At 38.5% G+C, this 26,234-nt stretch carries 25 protein-coding genes, 1 other RNA gene and 1 pseudogene; 25 read left to right on the top strand and 2 right to left on the bottom strand.

Annotated features, from left to right (window positions below; all coding sequences use genetic code 11):
* Positions 1 to 418: 418 nt before the first annotated feature.
* Positions 419 to 783, bottom strand: a transfer-messenger RNA (tmRNA) gene (gene ssrA, locus FFM62_RS08370).
* A 198-nt stretch (positions 784 to 981) separates the two neighbouring features.
* Between ssrA and FFM62_RS08365 the strand changes: the two genes are divergently transcribed.
* The 17 genes and pseudogenes from FFM62_RS08365 (at position 982) to FFM62_RS10430 (ending at position 17,178) form a co-directional block, all read left to right on the top strand.
* Entirely contained in the window at positions 982 to 1,968 is a 987-nt protein-coding gene (locus tag FFM62_RS08365) for a GMP reductase (RefSeq protein WP_115471546.1), read from the top strand.
* A gap of 119 nt (positions 1,969 to 2,087) precedes the next feature.
* Positions 2,088 to 3,140, top strand: coding sequence for a mechanosensitive ion channel family protein (locus FFM62_RS08360; RefSeq protein WP_115471545.1), 1,053 nt, complete (start codon positions 2,088 to 2,090; stop codon positions 3,138 to 3,140).
* Between the two features lie 173 nt (positions 3,141 to 3,313).
* On the top strand, positions 3,314 to 4,672 hold the full coding sequence (locus tag FFM62_RS08355; protein WP_115471544.1) for a cytosine permease: 1,359 nt from the start codon (positions 3,314 to 3,316) through the stop codon (positions 4,670 to 4,672).
* 24 nt (positions 4,673 to 4,696) lie between these two features.
* The gene (locus FFM62_RS08350) at positions 4,697 to 6,784 is read left to right on the top strand and encodes a DNA topoisomerase (protein WP_115471543.1); all 2,088 of its coding nucleotides are present in this window, start codon (positions 4,697 to 4,699) and stop codon (positions 6,782 to 6,784) included.
* Between the two features lie 25 nt (positions 6,785 to 6,809).
* Positions 6,810 to 8,051: a cytosine deaminase gene (codA, locus tag FFM62_RS08345; protein WP_115471542.1), complete on the top strand. Its 1,242-nt coding sequence runs from the start codon at positions 6,810 to 6,812 to the stop codon at positions 8,049 to 8,051.
* A 246-nt stretch (positions 8,052 to 8,297) separates the two neighbouring features.
* On the top strand, positions 8,298 to 9,026 hold the full coding sequence (locus tag FFM62_RS08340; RefSeq protein ID WP_075269177.1) for a response regulator transcription factor: 729 nt from the start codon (positions 8,298 to 8,300) through the stop codon (positions 9,024 to 9,026).
* A 17-nt stretch (positions 9,027 to 9,043) separates the two neighbouring features.
* The gene (locus FFM62_RS08335; RefSeq protein ID WP_115471541.1) at positions 9,044 to 9,946 is read left to right on the top strand and encodes a sensor histidine kinase; all 903 of its coding nucleotides are present in this window, start codon (positions 9,044 to 9,046) and stop codon (positions 9,944 to 9,946) included.
* A gap of 125 nt (positions 9,947 to 10,071) precedes the next feature.
* Positions 10,072 to 11,016 carry a GRP family sugar transporter gene (locus tag FFM62_RS08330; protein WP_115471540.1) on the top strand — a complete coding sequence of 315 codons (945 nt, stop codon included), beginning with the start codon at positions 10,072 to 10,074 and terminating at the stop codon, positions 11,014 to 11,016.
* A gap of 396 nt (positions 11,017 to 11,412) precedes the next feature.
* Entirely contained in the window at positions 11,413 to 12,447 is a 1,035-nt protein-coding gene (locus FFM62_RS08325) for an aldose epimerase family protein (protein WP_115471539.1), read from the top strand.
* Between the two features lie 125 nt (positions 12,448 to 12,572).
* Entirely contained in the window at positions 12,573 to 13,916 is a 1,344-nt protein-coding gene (locus tag FFM62_RS08320; protein WP_075269180.1) for a glucose-6-phosphate isomerase, read from the top strand.
* Between the two features lie 187 nt (positions 13,917 to 14,103).
* Entirely contained in the window at positions 14,104 to 14,670 is a 567-nt protein-coding gene (efp, locus tag FFM62_RS08315) for an elongation factor P (protein ID WP_075269181.1), read from the top strand.
* A 99-nt stretch (positions 14,671 to 14,769) separates the two neighbouring features.
* Complete coding sequence (locus tag FFM62_RS08310; RefSeq protein ID WP_075269182.1) at positions 14,770 to 15,204, top strand: Asp23/Gls24 family envelope stress response protein; 435 nt, start codon at positions 14,770 to 14,772, stop codon at positions 15,202 to 15,204.
* Complete coding sequence (gene nusB / locus FFM62_RS08305) at positions 15,204 to 15,623, top strand: transcription antitermination factor NusB (RefSeq protein WP_115471538.1); 420 nt, start codon at positions 15,204 to 15,206, stop codon at positions 15,621 to 15,623. The genes FFM62_RS08310 and nusB overlap by 1 nt, the downstream gene beginning before the upstream one ends.
* A gap of 175 nt (positions 15,624 to 15,798) precedes the next feature.
* A complete protein-coding gene (infC, locus tag FFM62_RS08300; RefSeq protein ID WP_115471537.1) occupies positions 15,799 to 16,332 on the top strand; it encodes a translation initiation factor IF-3 in 534 nt (177 codons plus the stop codon).
* Positions 16,333 to 16,357: 25 nt separating this feature from the next.
* On the top strand, positions 16,358 to 16,552 hold the full coding sequence (gene rpmI / locus FFM62_RS08295; RefSeq protein ID WP_075269185.1) for a 50S ribosomal protein L35: 195 nt from the start codon (positions 16,358 to 16,360) through the stop codon (positions 16,550 to 16,552).
* A 65-nt stretch (positions 16,553 to 16,617) separates the two neighbouring features.
* Positions 16,618 to 17,031: pseudogene (gene rplT, locus FFM62_RS08290) on the top strand (50S ribosomal protein L20); the annotation flags it as partial.
* Between the two features lie 69 nt (positions 17,032 to 17,100).
* Positions 17,101 to 17,178: a HeH/LEM domain-containing protein gene (locus tag FFM62_RS10430; protein ID WP_261789496.1), complete on the top strand. Its 78-nt coding sequence runs from the start codon at positions 17,101 to 17,103 to the stop codon at positions 17,176 to 17,178.
* Between the two features lie 44 nt (positions 17,179 to 17,222).
* Here FFM62_RS10430 and FFM62_RS10500 read toward each other — a convergent pair whose 3' ends face one another.
* On the bottom strand, positions 17,223 to 17,591 hold the full coding sequence (locus FFM62_RS10500) for a prepilin peptidase (protein ID WP_371851248.1): 369 nt from the start codon (positions 17,589 to 17,591) through the stop codon (positions 17,223 to 17,225).
* 357 nt (positions 17,592 to 17,948) lie between these two features.
* Between FFM62_RS10500 and rpsL the strand changes: the two genes are divergently transcribed.
* The 8 genes from rpsL to FFM62_RS08250 all read left to right on the top strand — a co-directional run bounded on the left by rpsL (position 17,949) and on the right by FFM62_RS08250 (position 26,010).
* Positions 17,949 to 18,371 (top strand): 30S ribosomal protein S12, encoded by a 423-nt coding sequence (rpsL, locus tag FFM62_RS08285; RefSeq protein ID WP_115471535.1) that lies wholly within the window; start codon positions 17,949 to 17,951, stop codon positions 18,369 to 18,371.
* 17 nt (positions 18,372 to 18,388) lie between these two features.
* Positions 18,389 to 18,859, top strand: a complete 471-nt coding sequence (gene rpsG, locus FFM62_RS08280; RefSeq protein WP_075269189.1) for a 30S ribosomal protein S7 — start codon at positions 18,389 to 18,391, stop codon at positions 18,857 to 18,859.
* Between the two features lie 132 nt (positions 18,860 to 18,991).
* A complete protein-coding gene (gene fusA, locus FFM62_RS08275) occupies positions 18,992 to 21,109 on the top strand; it encodes an elongation factor G (RefSeq protein WP_115471534.1) in 2,118 nt (705 codons plus the stop codon).
* A gap of 202 nt (positions 21,110 to 21,311) precedes the next feature.
* Positions 21,312 to 22,412 (top strand): ABC transporter ATP-binding protein, encoded by a 1,101-nt coding sequence (locus FFM62_RS08270; protein WP_115471533.1) that lies wholly within the window; start codon positions 21,312 to 21,314, stop codon positions 22,410 to 22,412.
* A gap of 1 nt (position 22,413) precedes the next feature.
* On the top strand, positions 22,414 to 23,232 hold the full coding sequence (locus FFM62_RS08265; protein WP_115471532.1) for an ABC transporter permease: 819 nt from the start codon (positions 22,414 to 22,416) through the stop codon (positions 23,230 to 23,232).
* A complete protein-coding gene (locus FFM62_RS08260; protein WP_115471531.1) occupies positions 23,222 to 24,046 on the top strand; it encodes an ABC transporter permease in 825 nt (274 codons plus the stop codon). The genes FFM62_RS08265 and FFM62_RS08260 overlap by 11 nt, the downstream gene beginning before the upstream one ends.
* The gene (locus FFM62_RS08255) at positions 24,046 to 25,137 is read left to right on the top strand and encodes an ABC transporter substrate-binding protein (RefSeq protein WP_115471530.1); all 1,092 of its coding nucleotides are present in this window, start codon (positions 24,046 to 24,048) and stop codon (positions 25,135 to 25,137) included. Before FFM62_RS08260 ends, FFM62_RS08255 begins: the two co-directional genes overlap by 1 nt.
* Before the next feature lie 96 nt (positions 25,138 to 25,233).
* Positions 25,234 to 26,010, top strand: coding sequence for a peptidylprolyl isomerase (locus FFM62_RS08250; protein ID WP_115471529.1), 777 nt, complete (start codon positions 25,234 to 25,236; stop codon positions 26,008 to 26,010).
* The last annotated feature ends 224 nt before the right edge of the window (positions 26,011 to 26,234 follow it).

Genomic DNA, 26,234 nt, shown 5'->3' with positions numbered 1-26,234 from the left:
ATAGCAAGTTTGCCCAGAGCGCCTAGCACAATAGCTATACAGATAGCTAGAGAAACCATGCGAGCATACTCCCATAGATTTTTGTATCATCATCACACCTCCCGAATTTGAGAATGTGTAAGGTGTGGGTATACTCACTAACTCGTATAGTTTCATTGAGTAGCTAACTCAAATTCACTACTTAGTTATCATAACGGAAACAATCATAATTGTATATAATTATTAGTGAACGCAGCAATCATATACTCAATGGCTAGTAAAATTAAGTACAATTATAAAAAAGTAGGCACTGACATTAAATTGTCGGTGTTTTTTTATACAATTAAACAAATAAGTTAGTTGTTATTTTTTGAGTGTAAAACAAAAACGCCATTCACTTTAGTAGATGGCGTTTTTATCAACATTTATAGCTGGTATTAAATGGAGCCGAGGGGAGTTGAACCCCTGTCCTAACATCTTGCAACTGACACCTCTACGTTCATAGTAAAACCATTTCATTCTCACTTATCGCACGCCGTTTTACCAAGCGATCGAATAAGCCAGCCTGATTATCCTCTTCTAAACTTCGGCAGACGGAGAAAGCTTAGCGCAGGTTGCTTAGTTTGAGACTTACTCTAGCACGCAACTAGTACTGAAGTAAGCAACGCCAGCTGTTTTTTAGGCAGCTAATGCGTAGTTATTGTTTGAATTTTTTGCAGTTAATTCTACTGAGTGGATTATAGGGCCACAACCCCTAAACGCAGTACCAGCCCAAACAATGCTAGTCGATTCCGTAACGACCCCGTTACGTACACACATTAGTATACCAAGCTTTTAGTAGGAGCACAAATATGGTCTTATCAAAGCAAAGAATAAACATTCGCATCTAATGATGCTAAGTTATTGTTTAACGTTTTTAGTTCGTGTATAATATCTATTTGGTGGTTAAATTAAATAACAAAAAACTTAAAACACGAAGATTAATGCTTAGGAGTGTATAATATGGAACTTACGACCGTTTTTGACTATGAAGATATCCAACTCGTGCCAAATAAATGTATTATTGACAGCCGTTCAGAGGCTGATACATCAGTAAAATTAGGAAACCATACATTTAAAATTACTGTGGTACCAGCTAATATGCAGACTGTTATTGATGATGCTTTAGCGATGAAATTAGCCAAGTCAGGTTATTTTTATGTGATGCACCGTTTTAATCCAGAAACACGTTTGGATTTCGTACGGACATTTCATGAAGCGGGTCAAATAGCTTCAATTTCCGTTGGTGTTAAAAAAGAAGAGTATGATTTTATTGATCAGCTAAAAGCAGCTGATCTGGTACCAGAATATATTACAATTGATATTGCGCATGGCCATTCAGACTCAGTTATTGAAATGATTAAGTATATTAAGACAACATTGCCTGAATCATTTGTGATTGCTGGTAATGTGGCAACACCTGAAGCAGTCCGTGACTTAGAAAATGCTGGTGCGGATGCAACGAAAGTCGGTGTTGGTCCTGGAAAGGCTTGTATCACTAAGTTAAAGACCGGGTTTGGAACTGGTGGTTGGCAACTTGCAGCGCTACGATTGTGTGGTAAGGCAGCCAAAAAACCAATTATTGCTGATGGTGGTATTCGTTATAATGGTGATATTGCAAAATCAGTGCGCTTTGGTGCCACGATGGTTATGATTGGTTCATTATTTGCTGGTCATGACGAAACACCAGGTGATATTGTCGAATTAGATGGGGCAAAATATAAGACTTATTTTGGTTCTGCTTCACAATATCAAAAGGGTGAATATAAGAACGTCGAAGGTAAGAAACTATTGGTGCCATATCGTGGCTTGATTGAAGACACATTAATTGAAATGGAACAAGATCTACAGTCATCTATTTCATATGCAGGTGGACGTCAGTTAAACGACTTACGTTATGTGGATTATGTCGTTGTTAAAAATTCCATTGTAAATGGTGATTCGTACTAATTTATAGACAGCTTAGAGAGATTGAGACAAAATAAAATGTCGCAATCTCTTATTTTTTGTTTTATGAAAGCAATAAATTAGGTATGATAATGTTATAGGAAAAATGAAGGGAGTCATTTATGAAGCTCTTACAAAAATGGTTGATCGATAACTTTGACTGGCAATCACTTGGACTCGCTTTGTTGATTATTATTGTGACGATCATTGTAACTAAAGGCATTGTCAGTGTAATTTTTAATCAAATTGGAAAAAGATTATCGAAACGTTTTGAAATTTGGCGCGATATTCTAACTGCGTTCGAAAGGCCTGTCAAAATTGCGGTGCTATTTGCTGGTCTGGTTTGGGCGCTACATGTTGCACATGCACCACGGTTAATTCTTCATTATGTGGATGAAATTAATAAATCGGTCTTAATCTTCAGTGTGGGGTATGGGATTTATTCATTGATGTCATCACTAACTGATTTACTACAATATTTTGGTGCTAAAATTCATATTGAAGTTGATTCAATTGTGATGCCGTTTTTAAAGCGTACATTGCAATTTATTGTGATGGCATTAACCATCACGATGATCTTATCTGACTGGGGTATTAATGTTAATGGTGTCTTCGCTGGTTTGGGATTAGCAGGATTAGCTGTTTCAATGGCCGCTCAAGATCCAATTAAAAATTTGCTTGGTGGTATTATTATTATTACTGAAAAGCCATTTCAAATTGGTGATGCTATTGAATCGCCCTCTGTTGCTGGTGTAGCAGAAGATATTACTTTCCGTTCAACTTTGATTCGAACATCCGATGGCGCATTAGTCGTTGTCCCCAATGCAACCTTGTCTAACGAACCCATTACAAATTGGTCTCGGGTAGCGAAACGGAAAATTTCATTGGTGTTTTATCTAGCTTTGGAAACCGATACGAAAGAAATTGTGGCTGTTTCTGAAGAGGTGATGCGGCAGTTATCATTGGATGAACGTTTTGATGCGGATAGTGTTAAAGCGGTAATTTCTCAAGTGACACCGTATGGCTACGAATTCAATGTTAATGTATTTGTTAATATGCATCCAGATACTGATTTTTCAGGTGATCAGGCGGATGTTAACATGTTAGTTTTGCGTGTTTTAGCAGCACATAACATCCATTTATCAGTTAACGCTAAACCAGTGGTACAGCAGTAATTGACTTTGATTTCAGAAAAAGGTATAGTTTAATACAATTAAATATTGCTTTTTTAATCGTCAGACGAGAGCTGACAAAGGAGCGCATTAGTAAGTTATAAAAAGAGATAACCAATTTAAGTCGCGCCATATTTGTGGGCGACTTTTTTTATACCCTTATTGAGGAGGAGAAGATGGCAAAAGAATTTGGGCAAGTACAGGTTATTAACAATGACCAGCGAACGATGTCAAATTGGGATATGTTTGCAACCTGGATAGGGGCAAATGCTAATAATGGTACCTGGTATATTGGTGGTGTGATTGCAGCGGCGGGTATGTATACTGCATCTACGACTCTAATTGTGACAGGAATTTTATCATATGTATTTCTAACATTAGCGTCTTACATGGGCTATAAAACGGGATTACCTATGATGGCGTTAACAAGAGCATCGTTTGGTCTGAAAGGATCGTTTGGTCCATCAGTCATAAATATCGTGCAATTTATCGGGTGGGCAGCGGCAAATACGTTTATTGCTGCTATCTCAATTTCGGTAATTTTTAAAGACATGTTGGGTTGGACGGCCTATGCCGATGGTGGCAAAGCTGGTTTAGTCATCGGAATCATTATTATGTCCTTATTACACTTAGCCTCGATTTCGTTAGGTGAAAAGTCTGTCCGCATGATTGAACGTATTGGAATCATTTTAGTCATTATTTTTGTTATTTGGGAGGCGATTGTTGTCTTTCAAAATGTCTCATTGATCCAGATATTTGATTGGCAACCGCCTAAATCAGTCCGTATTTCTTCAGGGGCGGCAATCGATATTTTGGCTGCTTTTAATTTGGCTTGGGTGACGGCATCTTCTGACTTTTCTAGATTTGCGAAGAAAAAGTCAGGTGCAACTGGTTGGTCATTCTTGGGAGCGAATTTGGGATTATTTGGGTTTGCTTTTATTGGGCTATTAGCAACCATTGGAACTGCAGTTATGAACAATTCATTTGATCCAAATAACTCAGACCCCTCAACGATTGCATCTAAATTAGGATTAGGAATTATTGCCTTACTAGTTATTATTATTACGTCAACGACGGCTAATGCGGTCAACTTGATGGCGGCAGGATCTGCGCTAACGAATATGTGGCATAAATTGAAACTAACCCCTGCATTGTGGATCGTTACGCTTATTGCAACGATTGTTTCATTTATTCCGCTACTATTTGCTACTTTCTTAGAGGCATTTACAACATTTTTGGACTACATCGGTATGTTTTTAGGCCCCGAAATTGCGGTATTCTTGGTTGATTACTTTGTGATTCGTAAAGGACAGTATGAATTGGCAGAGATTACCAAAGTTGACGGTAAATATTGGTACCAAGGTGGTTTGAACTGGCTAGCGATTATTTCGTGGGGTAGTGGTATCATCCTGTACTTTAGTTTAAAATCTGTTTCATGGATAAGTGAGACGATTGGTGTCACATTTGTTGCGATGCTCCTAGCAGGAATCATCTATTACCTATTGACCAAATTATTTAATGATAGAGCAAAATAAATTTTTATTTTTGAGGATTGGATTTTGATGAAATACTTGATTATCACAGAAAAGCCATCAGCTGCCAAAAACTTCATAAAAGCATTAGGTGGTCAGTCAGGTGAGTATGCTGGCTATATGTATCAAATTGTCAATCTTCATGGGCATATGATGACTTTTAAAGAACCAGAAGAAATGGTTACTGAGGACTTACGTAAAGCATATAAGTCGTGGACCTTAAAATATTTGCCTTGGCAACTAGACCAAATGAATTGGCAGCGGACATATTTAAAACAACGTCAGCCAAGAACTGGACGTTTAAAATCCACTAAATCTGAATTGGCAGCCCTAAAACAAGAAAGTCAACGCCATTATGATGCCATTGTAATTGCAACTGATACTGATCCATCAGGTGAAGGTGATTTGTTGGCATGGGAAGTGATTGATGCTATCCATTGGCAAGGTAAAGTATTACGAGCGAATTTTGTTGATGAAGCACCGCAAAGCATTCGTCAGTCAATGAATCATTTAATTGATGTCTCAGATAAAACACAACACGGTCCTTATTTAAAGGGAGAAACCCGTAGCCGCTGGGATTTTGCTTCGATGCAATTGACGAGAATTGCAACAACCTCTGCTAAAAAGGCCGGGTTTAAAGTTGTTGCCCGTGAAGGACGTTTAAAGTCAGTAATTGTTTGGAAAACCTATGAACAAATGCGAGCAATTAAAAACTATGTGAAACGGCCTTTTTATGAAGTCCGATTCAAGGATTTAGCTGGGCATGTATTTAAGCGTACTGTACCAAAAGATGAACAAGTTACCTGGCGATACCTTGATAAAGAATCTGCGCAAAACGAAAAACAAAACTATCAAACTGCTGATATTGTGAATGAAAAGCATGTGAAACGGCATCAAGCACCTGATAAGTTATTGGACTTGGCAGGTTTGGCAGCTATTTTGGCGCCACGTGGTTTTGATAGTAAAGAGGTGTTACGAACATATCAGAAAATGTATGAAGCACAAATTGTTTCATATCCAAGAACTGATGATCAATCGGTGACACCAGAACAGTTTGCAGAATTGCTACCGAAAATCGATCAGATTGCTGATTTAGTGGGGGTCAATAAGCAATTACTGACGCATCGTGAGCCTCGAAAAACACATGTCAAATCACAAGGATCACATGGAGCTAACCGTCCTGGATTGCATGTCCCAATCAGCATGCAATCATTATCGAAATACGGTGCTAGTGCTGGCGCTATTTATGAAATTTTGGCCAAAAATTATTTAGCCATGCTAGCAGAAGATTATATTTATAATCATGTTACAGCTGAACTCAGACAATATCCTAGCTTTAAAACGGCATTTAACGTGCCCATAGCTAAAAATTATAAACTCGTTTATGATGCTCAACAGGCTTTGCAAGATGACAAAGCGGATGAGAATCAAATGAATAAACCGCTTGGTCCACAGGCAGATCCATATATTTTTGAGGGTAGTAATAAGAAACCAAGCTATCCAACGACTAAGTGGTTAATGGCCTTTTTAGAAAAGCATGATGTTGGTACTGGAGCAACCCGTGTTTCGACACTTTCTGAGATGAGTCAAGGTACTCGTAAAATGATGACTGAAAAAAAGGGCCGTTTGACACTCACTGAAACGGGGAATGTTTCGGCTATTATGGTAGATGGTACTTGGATTGCGTCACCCAAAATCACGAAAAGGTTATTCGAAATGATGGACGAAGTTGGCGAGTTCCAGCTAACTATGGTGAAAGCGTTAGATTCGGTTAGCCAAGTAATCCAGCATGACATGCCCATTATGGTTGAAAATGCGCAGAGATTATCGGATGAATTAGGAGCGCCAAAACCTACTGCCACTAGAACTAGGGCAAAAAAGCAAACTGAGAAGATAACAGCACAATTTAAAGGTCAAGAAATTAGTTTTTCAAAAACTTGGAGTGATCATACATTTTCAGATGATGAGCTACAACAGCTACTCAATGGTGATGAAATTAGTTTTTCAGCTAAGACAAAAAGAGGAAAAAGTTATACTGCGACAGGTTATTTGGCCAAGCAGACGTACAAAGGGCATCCATTTTATGGATTTAAACTGAAACCAAGAAAAAAGTAACGGTTAAATATTAAGGAGATTAAGGATGTTAATCAAACAAGTTGTGATTGAAAATGCTACGAAACGCCAAGATGTTCGCGTGACGAATGGCAAATTTGTGGCTATCGCGGATTCTTTAACACCAATGGCTGATGAACAAGTTATTGATGTGACAGGGAAATTAATGCTACCACCATTTGTCGATCCTCATGTTCATTTAGATGCAACACTGACTGCTGGCCAGCCAGAATGGAATGAAAGTGGCACATTGTTTGATGGTATTCGTATTTGGGGTGAACGTAAACAAACCCTATCACATGAAGATGTTAAAAAGCGGGCAATTCAGGCTTTGAAAATACAAGCGGCTCATGGATTGCAGTTTGTACGTTCCCATGTTGATGTGACCGATCCGGATTTAGTCGCTTTAAAAGCATTATTGGAAGTTCGCGAAGAAGTAAAGCCATGGATGACTTTGCAGTTAGTTGCTTTTCCGCAGGAAGGTATTCTATCTTTTCCTAATGGTAAAGAATTGATGATCCAGGCAGCTGAGATGGGGGTAGATGCACTAGGTGCAATTACTCATTTTGAATTTACACGTGAATATTCAGTAGATTCATTACACTTTGTTTTTGACTTAGCAAAAAAATATCATTTATTGGTAGATGCTCATACAGATGAAATTGATGACCCAGCGTCACGCGGGTTAGAAACACTAGCCATGTTGGCTCTTGAAACAGGGTTGAAGGAGCGTGTAACAGCATCACATACAACGGCTATGGGTTCTTATAATGACGCATATGTTTCTAAATTAATGCGACTTTTGAAGATGGCAGATATTAATTTTGTTGCCAATCCCTTAATTAATATGTATCTAGGAGGCCGCTTTGACACGTATCCAAAGCGACGTGGCTTGACACGTGTTAAAGAGCTTGATCAAGAAGGACTGAACGTTGCTTTTGGTGAGGATGACATTCAAGACCCTTGGTATCCAATGGGAAATGGTAATATGATGGATGTCTTACATATGGGATTGCATGCAACTCAAATAATGGGTTATACAGAAATTATGAATTCATACCGTTTTATTACCAAGCAAGGGGCTCGCACCATGCAGGTTATGGACAATTACGGTATTGAGGTTGGTAAGCCGGCTAACTTTTTGATTTTTAATGCTGATAATTGGTACAATACTTTAAATGAACGTGCAGAATTACTTTATTCTGTACATGAAGGTCATATTTTGGTGGAAACTGAGCCAGCAAATGTGCAAGTTAATTTACTAAAATAAGGCAATATTTTCTAGTAACGTATTTTTACTTGGAATTTAACAAATTATAATTAATGAATTTTAAATCCAATGGGCGGAGCATTTTCTTGTGTTTCCGCCCATTTTGCATGGCTTTTAGTAAAAATAATTTTTATGGTGTTGCAGTGATGAAATAACAAATTAAAAAGTTTTAAGAAGCATCGTTGTATAATAGAAATTAAAGAATTATGAAATAAAAAAGTGCTGATGGTGGATATAGGTAAAAACATGAAATTGTTAATGATAGAAGATAATACATCCGTGTCAGAAATGATGGGGATGTTTTATAAAAAAGAAGCATGGGATGTTACAAATGCTTATGATGGTGAGGAAGGGCTCAGGTTATTTAATGAGAATGTCCAGTCATGGGACGTGGTTATCCTGGATTTAAACCTTCCCAAAGTTGATGGGATGCAAGTAGCATTGAAAATTAGAGAAGTATCGGCAGAAGTACCATTGATTATGCTAACAGCTCGTGATTCGGATTCGGATCAGGTGTTGGGTTTTGAAGTTGGTGCGGATGATTATGTGACGAAACCATTTAGCCCAATTACGTTGATAGCGCGAATCAAGGCATTATATCGACGAGCAACGATGCAACCCGCTAGCCATGAAGAAGATGTTATCGATGATTTTGATGTGCAAACACGGACATTTAAATTAAATTCACGGACACGTGAAGCATACTTAAATGATGTGCTGATCCCGGATTTGACACCGAAAGAATTTGATTTACTCCGTGTGCTTTCAAAAAAGCAACGTCAGGTATTTTCACGTGATCAATTATTACAATTGGTCTGGGACTATGAATATTTTGGCGATGAACGTACAGTTGATGCACATGTGAAGAAGTTGCGTCAAAAGATTGAAAAAGTAGGACCACAGGTTATTCAAACCGTGTGGGGCGTTGGCTATAAATTTGATGACTCGAATGTGCCTGAAACGCAGATGAAATAACCGGACGAGATGTGCATATGAAAAAAGGACGCGTTGAAAAATTATTAATCATACTGATTCTAATGTTTATCTTGGCAATTGTGTTTGTATGCTTACATTTGCATGCGTTGTGGATTACGTTAATGTTAGTTTTACTTACCGTAATTGGATTATATGGGCTGATAGTGTTAAAGAAACAGACGAGTTTAGTAGCAAAGCAGCAACGTGAGTTGACAATGTTAAAAAATAAGGCTGTCATGCAACGTGAAGAAGAAGCGGCTATGTTATCAAACGCTTCACACGAAATGCGTACTCCCTTAACAACGATTGCAGGGATTGCTGAAGGGTTACAGTATGGCGTTATTAGTCCTGATGAGCAGCAACATTCCTATGATTTGATTAAGGAAGAAGCAGATCGATTAACGCGCTTAATTAAATCAACATTGTCATATGAACGATTACGACAACAACAATTAGAAAACCAACCGGAAAACTTTAATGTTGTCCAGTTGGTTCGCCGTCAAATTGACCAATTGTTGCAGCAAGCAGAATCCGTTGGTAATGAAATTCAAGATTTGACCAAACAAGATATTTTTGTCTACGCAGATCCGGATCAAGTGGCTCAAATTTTAACAAATATTCTGGCAAATGCGATTCAATTCACAACCAATGGTATTATTACTGTTTCAGTTGAAACTGAAAATGATCAGGCTCAGATTACCATATCGGATACGGGAATCGGTATGACTGAAGACCAGTTGAGCAAGATTTGGCAACGGTATTATAAAGTTGATCCATCGCGAACAAAACGTGGTGAATCTGGGCTAGGGATGGCTATTGTGCAACAACTAGTCAGTGCTAACCATGGTGAAATCAAAGTATCTTCCAAGTTGGGAATTGGCACGACTTTTGAAATTATTTTACCCGCAATGAATAAATAGTATTTAGCGACGCATTTTAATTGAAATTATTTCACAAAATGATACCTATTATATTGTTTTTGAACATTTAGTGTGGTATTGTTCAATGTTGTAAATGTTTTTTGAATTATTGTGAAGGAGATATTATGTCGATTTTAATTGCGTTGATTCCGGCATTAGCCTGGGGATCAGTAGGTTTGGTTACCACTAAGATGGGTGGTACGGCTGCGCAGGGAACGCTAGGAATGACTTTTGGGTCATTAGTCTTTGGGTTGCTAACACTGTGCGTCTTCGTTATTCCAAATTCGGGTATGTCGTTTGCATTTAACCCACGTATTTGGTTGGTTGGTTTCGTTTCTGGAATTTTTTGGGCTGTTGGAACTGCTGGCCAGTTCGTGGGGTTCAAAAAATTAGGTGTGTCGATTGGACAGCCATTATCAACTGCTGGCCAAATTATTGGTAATGCCTTATTGGCCGCTGTTGTGTTGGGCGAGTGGCGGACTGGTCATATGTGGTTATTTGGGACAATTGCCATTATTGCCGTTGGCTTGGGAGCTGTATTAACAGCTTTGCCTGATTCTGCAGAACCTGCTCAAGCATCTGCTAATCGTGAAATGAAAAGTGGTGCAATTGCAGTTCTAATTTCAACTTTGGGATTTATGATGTACTTCATCTTCCCAAACTTGTTGAACAAGGTGGGTTATATAACTGATCATGTGCACAACCAAAATAAAGGGTTGGATTACATGACCGCAATTGTTGGTCCACAGTCAATTGGTCAAGTTTTGGGAGCATTCATCATTGTTATCTTCTTTATGAAAGAGGGTAAGACAATGTTTGAAACAGGAACTTGGCGCAATATGGTCACTGGTTTGGTTTGGGGACTTGGAAATGTCTTCATGTTTATTTCAGCTGCTAATCCAAATGTTGGTCAAGCGATTGCTGCCACTTTGTCACAAACAGGTGTCATTGTCGGAACGTTTGGGGCTATCTTCTTACTAAAAGAGAAGAAAACGCCACGTCAAATGGTTTATATTGTAATTGGATCAATTTTGGTAGTTGTTGGAGCAATCTTGATTTCCCGACTATAGTTATTTACTAAATAAAGAGACTGGGACAAATGAAAATGTTCCAGTTTTTTTGTGCCAAAAATGACGCAAAGCATGGTACACACCAGCTTCAAACCAACTTTGTTCACGCTCTGCTTAAACGCGTTCTCAAAGTCTGAAGCCTTAATGTAACGAAATTTACGCCATTCCTGCCCTACGCCTTGCTACGGCCAAAAATCACGCAAATCACGTTACAAACCGGCTTCAAACCAACTTTGTTCACGCTCTACTCTTATACATGATTTGATCAGCAAGTTTATAATCGTTATGAAAACGGTTTATTTATATCCAGTTGCTTGCAAGATAATATGCTAAAATACAATTATGTTGAGAGTTTTTAAATGAACGTTTTAGGGGAATTGAAAAGAGGGAATTATAATGACAATAAGTGTTCATGAAATTGGTAAAATGCCAAATGGTGAAACTGCAGAACAAATTGTAATCGAGAATAAAAATGGTCACAAAATTGGTGTGACAAATTGGGGTGCCACATGGCAATTCTTTAAAACAAATAGTGGCCAAGATTTGATGGTTGGACTACAGACTACTGATAAATTATGGGATCAAGCATATTCAGTAGGTGATATTATCGGTCGTGTTGGTAATCGTATCACGGGGGCAACGTTTACTTTGAATGGTAAGACGTATCATTTGAAAGATAATGAATTAGGTAATGCCTTGCACGGAGGAAAAGAAAATTTCTCAAATCGGATGTGGGATTATACCCTTGATGAGGATACTAATTCAGTGACGTTTACAACGACTATGACTGAAGAAATTGATAATTTTCCTGGTACCATGCCAACTTCAGTGACTTATACATTTTCTGATGATGATGAAGTCGCATTGACTTTTTCAGCTGAATCAGATGAAGATACTTTGTACAATCCAACAAGTCACGGTTATTTCAATCCAGCAGGTATTGAAACGGATGCTCGTGATTTGACATTGCAAATCCATTCACAACGTCGTTTGGAATTAAACCCTGAGGATACAACGCCAACAGGTAACTTCTTAGATAACGCTGATACACCATTTGACTTTAATGAGCCTACTAGAATTGGGGATAATTTAGCAAAATTAGATGGTCCTTATGATGTGAAGTTCGATAATGCTTTTGAACTTAGTCAAGCGGCAGACAAGCCAGCAGCTGTTGTCTCAGATCCTAAGTCAGACCGTAGTATTGAGGTATATACAGATCGAAATGCTGTTATCTTCTTTATCGCTGATCCAGAAGTTGCCTATCATGAAGGTGACCGTCAATGGTTTGATGAACACCCATATAATGCAATTGCGCTAGAAGCTCAAACCTTGTCAGATGCCATTAACCATGAAGGATTTGGTGATATTGTTTTGCCAGCAGGTAAGAAACAAACTTATCGCACAGTCTATAAATTTAATAATTTAGATTAATATCATACATTGTGCACGAATGTACATGGAAACACTTTCATTTTTTACTGAGAAAAGCTATAATTGGTCTATACCGTAAGATGAAAATACTAATATAAACGATATAGAGGAAGAAGGATTTAATTATGACCACATTATCATTTGATACTTCAAAGTTGGCTTCTTTTGTGGGAGAAGAAGAGCTATCAATGATGCAACCAATGGTTAGTGTTGCAGATGAGTTGTTGCGTAAGGGAACTGGTGTTGGGTCTGAATATACAGACTGGCTACACTTGCCAACGCAATATGATAAAGATGAATTTGCTCGTATCCAGGCAGCTGCTGCAAAGATTCAAAGTGATTCAAAAGTGCTAGTTGTCGTTGGAATTGGTGGATCATACTTAGGTGCTCGCGCAGCTAATGATTTCCTTAATGACTATTTTGCTAATTATTACGGTGATGAGGACCGCGACTTCCCACAAGTCTTGTTTGCCGGTAATTCGATTGCACCAGCATACTTAAACAGCTTGATTAAGTTGATTGGTGATCGTGATTTCTCAGTTAATATTATTTCAAAGTCTGGTACAACTACTGAGCCAGCGATTGCTTTCCGTGTATTTAAGCAAATGCTAGAAGAAAAGTATGGTGTCGAGGGTGCCCGCGAGCGTATTTATGCAACAACTGACGCTGCCCGTGGCTCATTAAAGACTTTAGCTGACGAAGAAGGTTATGAAGAATTTGTTGTTCCCGATGGTGTTGGTGGTCGTTTTTCAGTATTAACGGCAGTTGGATTATTGCCAATCGCTGTTGGTGGGGGCGATATCGAACAATTAATGGCCGGTGCAGCAGCTGGTGAAAAGGCATATGCTGATGCTGACTTGTCAAAGAATCCAGCTTATCAATATGCTGCTTACCGTAACATTTTGTACCGTAAAGGATATACAACAGAATTATTGATCAATTACGATCCAACATTGGCTCAATTTGGTGAATGGTGGAAGCAATTGCAAGGTGAATCAGAAGGTAAGGATGGTAAGGGAATCTTCCCTGCATCTGGAAACTTCTCAACTGATTTACATAGTTTTGGACAGTATATTCAAGACGGTCGCCGTAATTTATTTGAGACCTTGGTTCGTGTAACAGAGCCCGTGACTGACGTTACAATTCCAACAATGGATGCGGATGATGGTTTAGGTTACCTACAAGGTAAGCAAATGAGTTATGTTAATCGTACAGCTTCTGAAGGAACAATGATTGCCCACGTTGATGGTGGTGTTCCTAACATGATTGTTGAGATTGATAAGCAAAATGAATTTGCGTTGGGTCAAATGATTTACTTCTTTGAAGTAGCTGTTGGTATCTCAGGTTATTTGAATGGTATTAATCCATTTAACCAACCAGGTGTTGAGGATTATAAGCGTAACATGTTTGGCTTGCTTGGTAAGCCGGGCTATGAAGAGTTAACAGAATCATTGCAAGCACGCTTGTAATTTTATTAAGAATTCATGTACAAAAAGGTCGAAACAACTCTGTTTCGATTTTTTTGGCTGATATGTAATTTTTTTAACCTAAGAAAGAAATAAAAAACATTTCGCTGAAAACATGCATAACGCTGGTTTTTAACAAAGAAAACTGATAATATAATGCAGAAAGACATAAATTTAGGAGAATTCAATCATGGCAACTATTGGTATGAATGACTTGAAAACTGGTTTAACAATTTTGTATAACCAATCAATCTGGCGCGTTTTGGAATTCCAACACGTTAAGCCAGGTAAGGGTGCAGCTTTTGTACGTTCAAAGTTGAAGAACCTACGTACAAACGCAGTGAATGAAGTAACTTTCCGTCCTGGTGATAAGTTTGAAACTGCAAATATTGATCAAACTGAAATGCAATACTTGTATGCAGATGGTGATCAACATGTGTTCATGGATAATGCAACATATGAGCAAATTTCTATTCCAGCAGATAAAATCGCAGATTCGCTAAAGTTTTTGCTAGAAAATATGAACGTTAAGCTTACAACTTACAATGGTGAAATCTTAGACGTTGAGTTGCCTAAGACGGTTGAACTTACTGTTAAGGAGACACAACCAGGTATTAAGGGCGCAACTGCTAACGGTGGTGGTAAGCCAGCAACAATGGAAACAGGCTTGGTTATCATCGTGCCTGATTTCATCAACGAAGGTGATAAGTTAGTTGTTAACACTGACAATGGTGGATCATACACTTCACGTGCCTAGTTTTTACTAGCGAAGTTAGATATAATAACTATATCAATTGAGAAAGCGCCGACCGGCAGCCGGCCGGCGCTTTCAAGTATTTTAGGAGGTTAGTTCCGTATGGCAGAGGAGACAATCGTATTAACACACTCAAGTGATGTTTCTGGTGAAACACTAGTTAGTATGCGCGTGTTAGAGATTATCGCAGGTTTAGCGGCACAAGAAGTTGAAGGTGTTTCTCGTTTGACGGGATCACTATCTGAACGTGCACAGGAGGCGTTTGGACGACGTGTACATGGTAAAGGTGTTGCGTTACAACAAGAAGCCGAGGGCTTAATTGTGGATGTCTACGTATATCTTGACTACGGTGTGAGTGTACCGAAAGTATCACATGCAATTCAACAACGAGTAACCTCACAAGTTGCCGCAATGACAGAGTTACAAGTTAAACTTGTTAATGTACATGTTCAAGGCGTTGTTTCACAAAAAACAACGAGTTCTGTCGATGTTAACAATTTGTTTGGTGAAGAATCAGACACGGAAGGAACCAAATAATGACCGCACTAAATCGTCATCAAACTCGTCAAGCAGCCTTTCAATCACTTTTTGGTTTAGCTTTAAATCCAACGGCTGATGTTGACGCTGCCATTACACAGGTTTTGGTAGGGGATCCAGAAATTGCTTGGGAAGATGACATACCAGCAGATTTAAAATCTGTGGTTTTGGGAGTCGTTGCTCATCAAGACGAATTGGATCTTATGATTACAGACCATTTATCAGCCGGATGGACGTTAGAACGTTTAAACACGACTGACTTGGTCTTGATGCGTTTGGCTTTGTATGAAGCAAAGTTTACGGACGTACCAGCAAAGATTGCTGTTAATGAAGCCTTACAGTTAGCACATGATTTTACAGATGACAAATCGCGTAAGTTTATTAATGGTATTCTAAACAAATCCTTGACTTTAAATTAGTCTAGTGTATAATTGAATTTTGTTAGGAAATAAAGTAATGGCATACCCGCTATTCACCTAGTTAAGTTTACTTATCAGGTTAATCATTTTATCGTAAAGATGATAGATGGCGGGTTGTCGTGTGTAACGGCAAGCCGCTTTTACTTTATCACAAGTTTTTTCGGAGGTAAGGATCATAGCAAACGCACGCCAACCACAACAACATAAAGATTTAATCAATGATCGCATTCGTGCTCGTGAAGTTCGTCTGATTACTGATGACGGTGACCAAGGTGTCATGTCTAAGGCAGACGCACAACGTCTAGCTGACAATGCAGATTTGGATTTGGTATTGGTACAAGCCAACGCTAAACCACCAGTAGCTAAGATTATGAACTATGGTAAGTTCAAATTTCAAGCACAGAAAAAGCAACGTGAACAACGAAAGAATCAAAAAGTTGTCAATGTTAAAGAAATTCGTCTTAGCCCAACTATTGATGTTAATGACTTTAATACTAAGAAGAACAATGCAATTAAGTTCTTGAACAAAGGTAATAAAGTTAAGGTGTCAATTCGTTTCCGCGGACGTGCTATTACGCACAAGGAAATTGGGCGTGAAGTAATGAATCGTATGGCAATGGATCTTGAAGAAATCGCAAAGGTGGAATCAAGAGCTAAGATGGAAGGGCGCAGCATGTTTATGGTGCTTGCACCCAAAGAAACTAAGTAATTAAACCAGTTTGGAGGACATATTAATGCCTAAGTATAAGACACACCGCGCTTCAGCAAAGCGTTTCAAGAAAACTGCTAATGGTGGCTTGAAGTCAGCTAACGCCTATACGTCACACCGTTTCCACGGTAAGACTAAGAAGCAACGTCGTCAATTGCGTGGAACTTCAATGATGAACCACACAACTTTGAAGACATATACGCAATTGTTGAGCCGTTAATTATTACTTTTAATAATTAAGGCTGGTTCCGAATAAAAAATTAGAAATTACTGGAGGAAATACCCATGCGAGTTAAGGGTGGTAACGTTACGCGTTCACGTCGTAAGAAGATGATTAAATTGGCCAAGGGTTACCGTGGTCAACGTCATATCAACTATAAAGTTGCTAAGCAACAAGTTTGGAAGTCATGGTTCTATGCATTCCGTGATCGTAAGCAAACAAAGCGCAACTTCCGTAAGTTGTGGATTGCACGTATCAATGCTGGTGCACGTATGAACGGTTTGTCATACTCACGTTTCATGAACGGTTTGTCATTGATGGGTTCAACTTTGAACCGTAAGATGTTAGCAGAATTAGCTGTTTCAGATTTCGAAGCATTCTCAGCTTTGGTTGAATCAGCAAAGAAGGCTTTGGCAGATAACGGCCAAGTTGCTGCAGAAAAGTCAGCTGCTACTTTTGAAAAGGGCGTTACTGTTAACGCTGCTGCATCAAAGACTGCATCAGAAGATGCTGTTGCAAAGCCAACTGAAAAGAATACTGTTGCTGAAATCAAAGCATACTTGTCAGAAAATGGCATTGAATTTGCTTCTTCAGCAAAGAAGGCTGACTTGTTAGCATTGGTTTAATGCTTAGTAAGTAATAAAACGCTGTGATGTTAATCATGGCGTTTTTAGTTTGCAAAAATCTGATGTAATAAGCAAATCAGGTAGCCAATGGTGATGGCTGGTACAAAGGCGAGAGCTTGTTTTTGAGTGAATAAATGATAAGTCAATTGACAGGCACATGCAATGGTACAGATAAACCAAAATTGTTGAAAATTAACATATAAACTTAATACCGACAATATATCTAAATCACCATTACCAATAAAATGCTCCTGATTAAGGGTATTAATGATTAAACAGAGACAATAGATTGAAAATGTTAGCCAAATAGATGAACGGTAAAACAAGGCGGCAATTAGTAAGGGAAAGCTTAACCATAAACTGTTGATAGATTGTTCTTTAAAATCTTGGTAAGAGAGAAAACACATGATCATTAATAATAAAAATTCAAGAAGCATAAATTTACGATCCTTTTCGTTTGATAATTAATAGAGACGTCATAAAGGGCCGTTTTGATAAAAATGACACGCCCGGAATTGTTTGCAAACTAAAAGCCCATCTAGCAACGTTTTTTATAGGATAAAAAGGTTGCATAAGTATCGATATGGTGTTATATTATTAATTGTGCTTTTAGTTAGCAGGGTGTTTGCGGTTACGCGACGTGCTGAACTCGTAAACGAAAAGTACCAAATATAGTTTCGTTTCTAGATGTATTGTTTAATAAATGACACGCCTGGAAATGTGGACTTACCATTATAAAAAATAGAAAAATTGAAAGGGGACTCTTCGAAATGCCTACAATTAACCAATTGGTTCGTAAGCCTCGTAAGTCACAGAGCTCAAAGTCAAAGTCACCTGCTTTGAACTATACTTATAACTCACAACACAAGAAGTCAACTCGTGTTGCTTCTCCACAAAAGCGTGGGGTTGCTACCCGTGTTGGTACGATGACACCTAAGAAGCCTAATTCAGCTTTGCGTAAGTACGCTCGTGTACGTTTGTCAAATCTAATTGAGGTTACTGCATATATTCCAGGTATTGGACATAACCTTCAAGAGCACTCGGTTGTTTTGATCCGTGGTGGTCGTGTTAAGGATTTGCCCGGAGTTCGTTACCACATCGTCCGTGGTGCACTAGATACTGCTGGTGTTGATGGTCGTATGCAATCACGTTCTAAGTATGGTGCAAAGCGCCCTAAGAACAAGAAAAAATAATCAGGGAGGACTAAATAATGCCACGTAAGAGTTACACTAAGCAGGCTGAAGTTCTGCCAGATCCAATTTATAACTCAAAGCTTGTCTCACGTTTGATTAACCGTTTGATGGTTGATGGTAAGCGTGGAACTGCTTCAACTATTTTATATGATGCTTTTGATCGTGTTAAGGAAGCTACTGGTAATGAACCACTAGCAGTCTTTGAAGAAGCATTAAACAATATCATGCCCGTATTGGAAGTTAAGGCTCGCCGTATCGGTGGTTCTAACTACCAAGTTCCTGTCGAAGTTCGTCCAGAGCGTCGTGTGACATTGGGATTGCGCTGGTTGGTGCAATATTCACGTGCCCGCGGTGAGCATACTATGGAAGAGCGTTTGGCTAAGGAAATTATGGATGCTGCTAACAATACTGGTGCATCTGTTAAGAAGCGCGAAGATACACACCGTATGGCTGAAGCCAACCGTGCCTTCGCACACTACCGTTGGTAATATTCCAATTTTGTGGCTGCAGTCAATTGACAGTAGCCACTTTTGGTGTATTTACGGTATAATAGTATAAGATAACCAAACGTTTAACGGAAATTAAGATTAAACGTTAAGAAACTCAAGGAGAATTTACTCATGGCTAACAAGCGTGAATATCCTTTGCTACGTACGCGTAACATCGGAATCATGGCGCACATCGACGCTGGTAAGACAACGACGACAGAGCGTATTTTGTATTATACTGGTAAGATTCACAAGATTGGTGAAACACACGATGGTGCTTCACAAATGGACTTTATGGATCAAGAAAAGGAACGTGGAATCACGATCCAATCTGCCGCAACAACTGCTGTTTGGCACGGTTTCTATGATCAATATAAGAATGATCCATACCGTATTAACATCATTGACACACCAGGTCACGTGGACTTTACTATCGAAGTTGAACGTTCATTGCGTGTTCTTGATGGTGCCGTAGCCGTTCTTGATGGTGCTGCCGGTGTTGAGCCACAAACTGAAACGGTTTGGCATCAAGCTGAGGCTTATCAAGTACCACGTCTTGTGTTCGTTAACAAGATGGACAAGTTGGGTGCTGATTTTGGTATGTCAGTTGATTCATTGAAGGATCGTTTGGATGCCAATGCCAAGGCTATTCAATGGCCAATTGGTGCCGAAGATAACTTCACTGGTGTCATCGACTTGATCGAAAAGAAAGCTTTGTTCCCAACGACTGAACTTGGTGAGAAGTGGGAAACGGGCGAAATCCCTGCTGATTACACTGACTTAGTAGAAGAAAAGTACAATGAATTGGTTGAAGCCATTGCTGATGTTGATGACGATATCATGGAAAAGTACTTAGAAGGTGAAGAAATCACCAAAGATGAGTTGAAGGCAGCTATTCGTCGTGCAACACTTTCACTACAGTTCTACCCAGTACTTGCAGGTTCAGCCTACAAGGATAAGGGTATCCAAATGATGGTGGATGCTGTTGTTGACTACTTGCCATCTCCATTGGATGTTAAGCCATATACTGCTAACGATCCTGAAACTGGTGAAGAAATCGACTTGGTTGCTAACGATGAAGATCCATTTGCTGCCTTGGCATTCAAGGTTATGACTGATCCATTCGTTGGTCGTTTGACATTCTTGCGTGTATATACTGGATCATTGGAATCAGGTTCATACATCACGAACACGTCAAAGGATAAGCGTGAGCGTGTTGGACGTTTGCTACAAATGCATGCGACTGACCGTAAAGAAATCCCTGAAGTATTCTCAGGTGATATTGCTGCTGCCATTGGTTTGAAGGACACAACTACTGGAGATTCTTTGACTTCACCAGATCGTAAGTTGATCTTGGAGTCAATGGAATTCCCAGACCCAGTTATTCAATTAGCTGTTGAGCCTAAGACTAAGGCTGACCAAGCTAAGATGACAGTTGCTTTGCAAAAGCTTGCTGAAGAAGACCCATCATTCCGTGCAGAGACTAACCAAGAAACTGGTGATACTTTGATTTCTGGAATGGGTGAGCTTCACTTGGATATCATTGTTGATCGTATGAAGCGTGAGTTCCACGTTGATGTTACTGTTGGTGCGCCACAAGTTGCTTACCGTGAAGCATTTACAAAGACGGTTCAAGCTCGTGGATTCTTCAAGCGTCAATCAGGTGGTAAAGGTCAATATGGTGATGTTATGATCGAGTTCGCACCAAACGAAGAAGGTGCTGGATTCGAATTCGAAGATGCTATCGTTGGTGGTGTTGTTCCTCGTGAGTACATCCCTTCAGTTGAAGCTGGTTTGAAGGATTCATTAAACAATGGTCCTTTGGCTGGATTCCCATTGGTTGATTTGAAGGCTAAGTTGTATGATGGTTCATACCACGATGTCGACTCATCTGAAGCTGCCTTTAAGATTGCTGCTTCATTAGCTTTGCGTGAAGCTGCTAAGACTGCTGGTGCCGTTATTTTGGAACCAGTTATGAAGGTTGATATTGTTGTTCCTGAGGAAAACTTGGGTGATGCAATGGGTCACGTTTCAGCTCGTCGTGGTTTGCTTGAAGGTCAAGAGCAACGTGGTAAGCAAGTATTGATTCATGGTAAGGTGCCACTAGCAGAAATGTTTGGTTATGCTACTACTTTGCGTTCAGCTACACAAGGTCGTGGAACATTCCAAATGGCATTCGATCACTATGAAGCAGTTCCTAAGAACGTGCAAGAAGAGATTATTGCTAAGTATGGTGATTCAGCCGACTAAGCTTAATTTTAATTAAATAAATATGAAGAGAGACTGGACATGAATAATGAACCGGTCTCTTTTTGTTTAACAGGCATTAATGATAGTCTAGAAACATTTATACTGTAGGATGGTTTTCATGATTAACTCATATCTTTCATTGTCGACTATTTTTTGATAAGTTTGTATAATTAAGGTTATGTGAAGAAAGGTGGTACTAGTTGTGGTTCAACCCATTATTGAATTTAAAAATGTTGCCAAGCAATATGATGATAATATTGTTCTGAAGTCAGTCGATTTAGAAATAGAGGCTGGTAAATTTTATACTTTATTAGGACCGTCAGGGTCTGGTAAAACAACAATCTTACGACTTATTGCTGGTTTTTTAGAAGTAACTTCTGGTGATATTCTATTTGAAGGGCAACGTATCAATGATTTACCACCTGAGAAGCGACGGGTGAATACTGTTTTTCAAAATTATGCACTATTCCCTAATATGAACGTCTTTGATAATGTCGCCTTTGGTATGTCTATTAAGGGTAAGAAAAAAAGTGATATTAAGGCTAAAGTTGCTGAAATGCTGACACTAGTAAAGTTGAAGGGTTATGAAGATCGTGAAATTTCAGAGTTGTCTGGTGGACAACAGCAACGTGTAGCGATTGCTCGAGCATTAGCAAATGATCCAGAAGTCTTGTTGTTGGATGAGCCTTTGTCTGCCTTAGATTATAAATTGCGTAAGGATATGCAGCATGAACTACGTGAAATACAAAAGCGGCTAGGGATTACATTTATTTTTGTGACCCATGATCAAGAGGAAGCCTTAGCGATGTCGGATTGGATATTTGTGACGAATGAGGGTGAAATTGTTCAAAATGGGACACCAGTGGATATTTACGATGCACCAATTAACCATTTTGTGGCAGATTTTATTGGTGAGTCAAATATTTTATCGGGTGTGATGCGACAGGATTATCTAGTATCTTTTGCTGGTAAAGAATTTGAAAATGTCGATGGTGGCATGCGTCCAAATGAACTTGTGGAGGTGGTCTTACGACCGGAAGACTTAGATTTGGTATCGGTCGATGACGGTAAGCTAGTGGTGACCATTGATTATCAATCATTCCGTGGTGATTATTATGAGATTACTGCGCATGATGACGATCAAAATGATTGGAAAATTCAAGCAACTAATCCGTCAGTGATTGGTGAAAGACGTGGCTTATTCTTTGATCCTGAAGATATTCATATTATGCGCTTAGATGAGTCTGAGGAAGATTTTGATGCTCGTATGGAGGAATACGAGGACTCAGAGGAGGACGTTTAGCATGAATCGTAATCGCACATTTAGTTATACAATACCTTACTACTTGTGGTTAGGGTTGTTTGTTATTGCACCAGTGGTTCTATTAGTTATTCAATCATTTGGTAATCTATCAGGGCATTTTACGCTAAAAAATTATGCAGCTTATTTTAGCTCAGGTACTTATTTACGCATGACTTTTAATTCAGTCTTTTTTGCGTTTATCGTGACAGGGATAACTTTATTAATTAGTTATCCAATGGCTTATATCATGAGTCGATTAAAGCACGCCCAATTTTGGCTACTGTTAGTGATTTTGCCAACGTGGGTGAATTTATTATTGAAGGCGTATGCATTTATTGGTCTATTTTCTAAGACCGGGACAGTCAACAATTTTTTGACATTAATTGGGGTGGGCCCACATCAATTAATGTTTACTAACTTGTCATTTTTGATTGTAGCTGCATATATAGAAATTCCCTTTATGATAATGCCTATTTTTAATTCGCTGATTGAACTTGATAAAAGTTATATTAATGCGGCACGTGATCTTGGGGCAACGTCATCGCAAACCCTGACCAAAGTGATTTTTCCAATGTCAATGGGGGGTGTGAAGGCTGGTATTCAGGCAGTATTCATTCCAACATTATCATTATTCATGATTACCCGCTTGATTGGTGGTAATCGTGTCATTACATTGGGAACAGCGATTGAAGAGCATTTCTTGGTAACGCAAAATTGGGGAATGGGTTCAACTATCGGGGTTATTTTAATCGTAGCAATGGGCCTAACAATGTTCCTAACTAGGGATCGCAAAAAGAAGGGAGCAAGGCATGGCAAATAAGTCGAAAAAATGGTCTAATATCTACTTAATTTTTGTATTTATTTTGATGTATGCACCAATCTTTTATTTAATTTTTTACTCATTCAATAAGGGTGATTTTATGGCCGATTTTTCAGGATTTTCATGGCGCCACTATATTGATATGTTTGCTGATACACGTTTGATGCAGATATTGGTCAATACATTTATTGTGGCGTTGTTATCTGCTTTAATCGCAACATTGGTTGGTCTTTTTGGTGCATTAGGGATTTATAATACAAAACAACAAAACACTAAAAACGTTCTATTATCGTTGAATAATATTTTGATGGTGTCACCAGATGTTATTATTGGCGCTAGCTTTTTAATTTTCTTTACCATGGTTGGTTTGAAATTAGGATTTGGTTCAGTGGTTCTAGCACATATTGCCTTTTCAATTCCCATCGTTGTTTTGATGGTTTTACCAAAACTAAATGAGATGAATCCGGCACTAGTTGATGCAGCGCGTGACTTGGGAGCAAATAATTATCAGGTCTTATCACGGGTTATTTTACCGTATGCTTGGCCGGGAATTTTATCGGGCTTCTTTATGGCCATTACATATTCTCTAGATGATTTTGCGGTGACTTTTTTTGTTACGGGGAATGGTTTTTCAACCCTTTCTGTTGAAATCTATTCACGTGCTCGACAAGGTATTGACTTATCAGTTAACGCTCTGTCAGCTTTGATGTTCTTATTGTCATTAATTTTAGTAATTATCTATTATTTTATTTCTAACTATAGTTCAAAGGGAAGTAAGAAAAAGCGTGGTGCAAGAATGGTGGTGCATCAGTAATGAAAAAAATTATTTGGTTAACAGGAATTATTTTAACGGCTGTTTGTGTACTGTTCGGTATTAATTTAGCTTTTCAACATGCTGAAGATACTGATACGAGTGCTAAAAGTTCAGGTAATCGAACACTAACGATATACAATTGGGGAGACTACATTGATCCAACCTTGTTAAAAGAATTTCAAAAAGAAACTGGTTATAAAGTTGATTATGAAACATTTGATTCTAATGAAGCAATGTATACAAAAATCAAACAAGGTGGTACGCATTATGATTTGGCAGTTCCCTCAGATTATATGATTCAAAAAATGAAAGCAGCTAATCTGTTAGTACCATTAGACCATAGTAAATTAACTGGGTTAGCTAATTATGATAAACAATTTATGAATCAATCTTTTGACCCCAATAATAAGTATTCAATACCTTATTTTTGGGGAACATTAGGAATTGTTTATAATGATAAATATGTTAAGCCTGGCGAAATAACAACTTGGCATGATTTATGGCAACCTAAGTACAAAAAAAATATTATGCTAATTGACTCGTCTCGTGACATCATGGGGATGGCGTTGGCTTCAAGTGGTCAGTCAGTAAATACAAAAAGTATTCCTGAGTTAGCAGCTGCAAAAGGAAAATTAGATACGCTGATGCCTAATGTGAAGGCTATTGTTGCCGATGAAATTAAAACCTATATGGCCCAGGATGAAGCGGCGATAGCAGTTGATTATTCTGGTGATGCGTCTGAAATGATTGCGGAAAATAAACATTTACATTATATTGTGCCTAGCGGTGGTGGTAATTTATGGTTTGATAATATTGTTATGCCTAAGACTGTTACTAATAAACGTGCAGCGTATGCTTTCCTTAATTTCATGAGTGAACCTAAGCATGCAGCACAAAATGCTGAATATGTTGGTTATGCCACACCAAACAAGCAGGCTGTTAACTTACTACCGAAATCGATTAAGAATGATAAGGCATGGTATCCACCCAAAAGCACTTTATCACAATTAGAGGTTTACCAAGACTTGGGACCAACATGGGTTGGTAACTACAATGACTATTTCTTAGAATTTAAGATGACAAATCGTTGATTTCAGTTATTATTTTATCTTTTGGCTAAGTAATTGATTATACAATGGTTCATATAGTGTATGCTTTATAGTTAATAAAGAATGGGAGTTAACAAAATGAAGAAGGGTCGGTCAGAAATAATTGTAGCTGGTATGGTGACTATTGTTGTTCTAGCTGCCATTGGGATTGCATTCTTATCATCGCATGCTAGTAAGCAACCAACTACACAATCAAATCATACTTTGTCAAAAAAAGAGTTAAATAAACGCTCTTTGCCACAACTTTCAAATACTGTTCATAAAAATGAGACGGTTGTTGAAATTAAAACAACGGCAGGGACTATGAAAGTCAAACTGTTTAAGAAATATGCACCATTGGCAGTTAAAAATTTTGTGAAACATGCGCAACAGGGTTATTACAATAATACGACTTTCCATCGTGTGATTAATGATTTCATGGTACAAGGTGGTGACCCAACTGGTACCGGAAGTGGTGGGTCATCAATTTGGAAGGACAAGAATTCAAAAATTGATTCTGGATCAGGGTTTAAAAATGAAATTTCTGCTTCCTTGTATAACATTAGAGGCGCTTTATCAATGGCTAATGCAGGCGCTGACACTAATGGATCGCAATTCTTTATCAATCAGAACCATGAAGATGTATCTGCTCAGATAAAGGAAAGCGATTATCCTGATAAAATCGTTAAGGCGTATGCTAAGGGAGGTAATCCTTCGCTTGATGGTAACTATACGGTATTTGGACAAGTTATTGACGGGATGGATGTTGTCGATAAAATTGCTGATGCTGAAGTTAAAGACAATGCGGACGGTTCTGAAAAATCATTACCTGTGGATCCGGTTAAGGTTTTAAGTACGGTGGTTACAACTAAATAAGCATAGTAAGAAAAAAGATTTCATTTTTTATAACGCATTTATGTTGCAAATTTTGTGAGTCTATAATTAATATATGCTAAATAAAACAGGGTTGAGACATGAAGTGCCCCATAATTGTTAGGCATAAAAATCTAACGATTATGGGGTATTTTTCATGACTAAATATTCAACTGATTTTAAAATTAATGCCGTGCAACGTTACTGTAAGGGAAACATCTCGTTAA

This window comes from Weissella thailandensis, from assembly GCF_005405465.1.
GTDB lineage: Bacteria > Bacillota > Bacilli > Lactobacillales > Lactobacillaceae > Weissella > Weissella thailandensis.
This window is presented reverse-complemented; position numbering and strand designations above follow the sequence as displayed.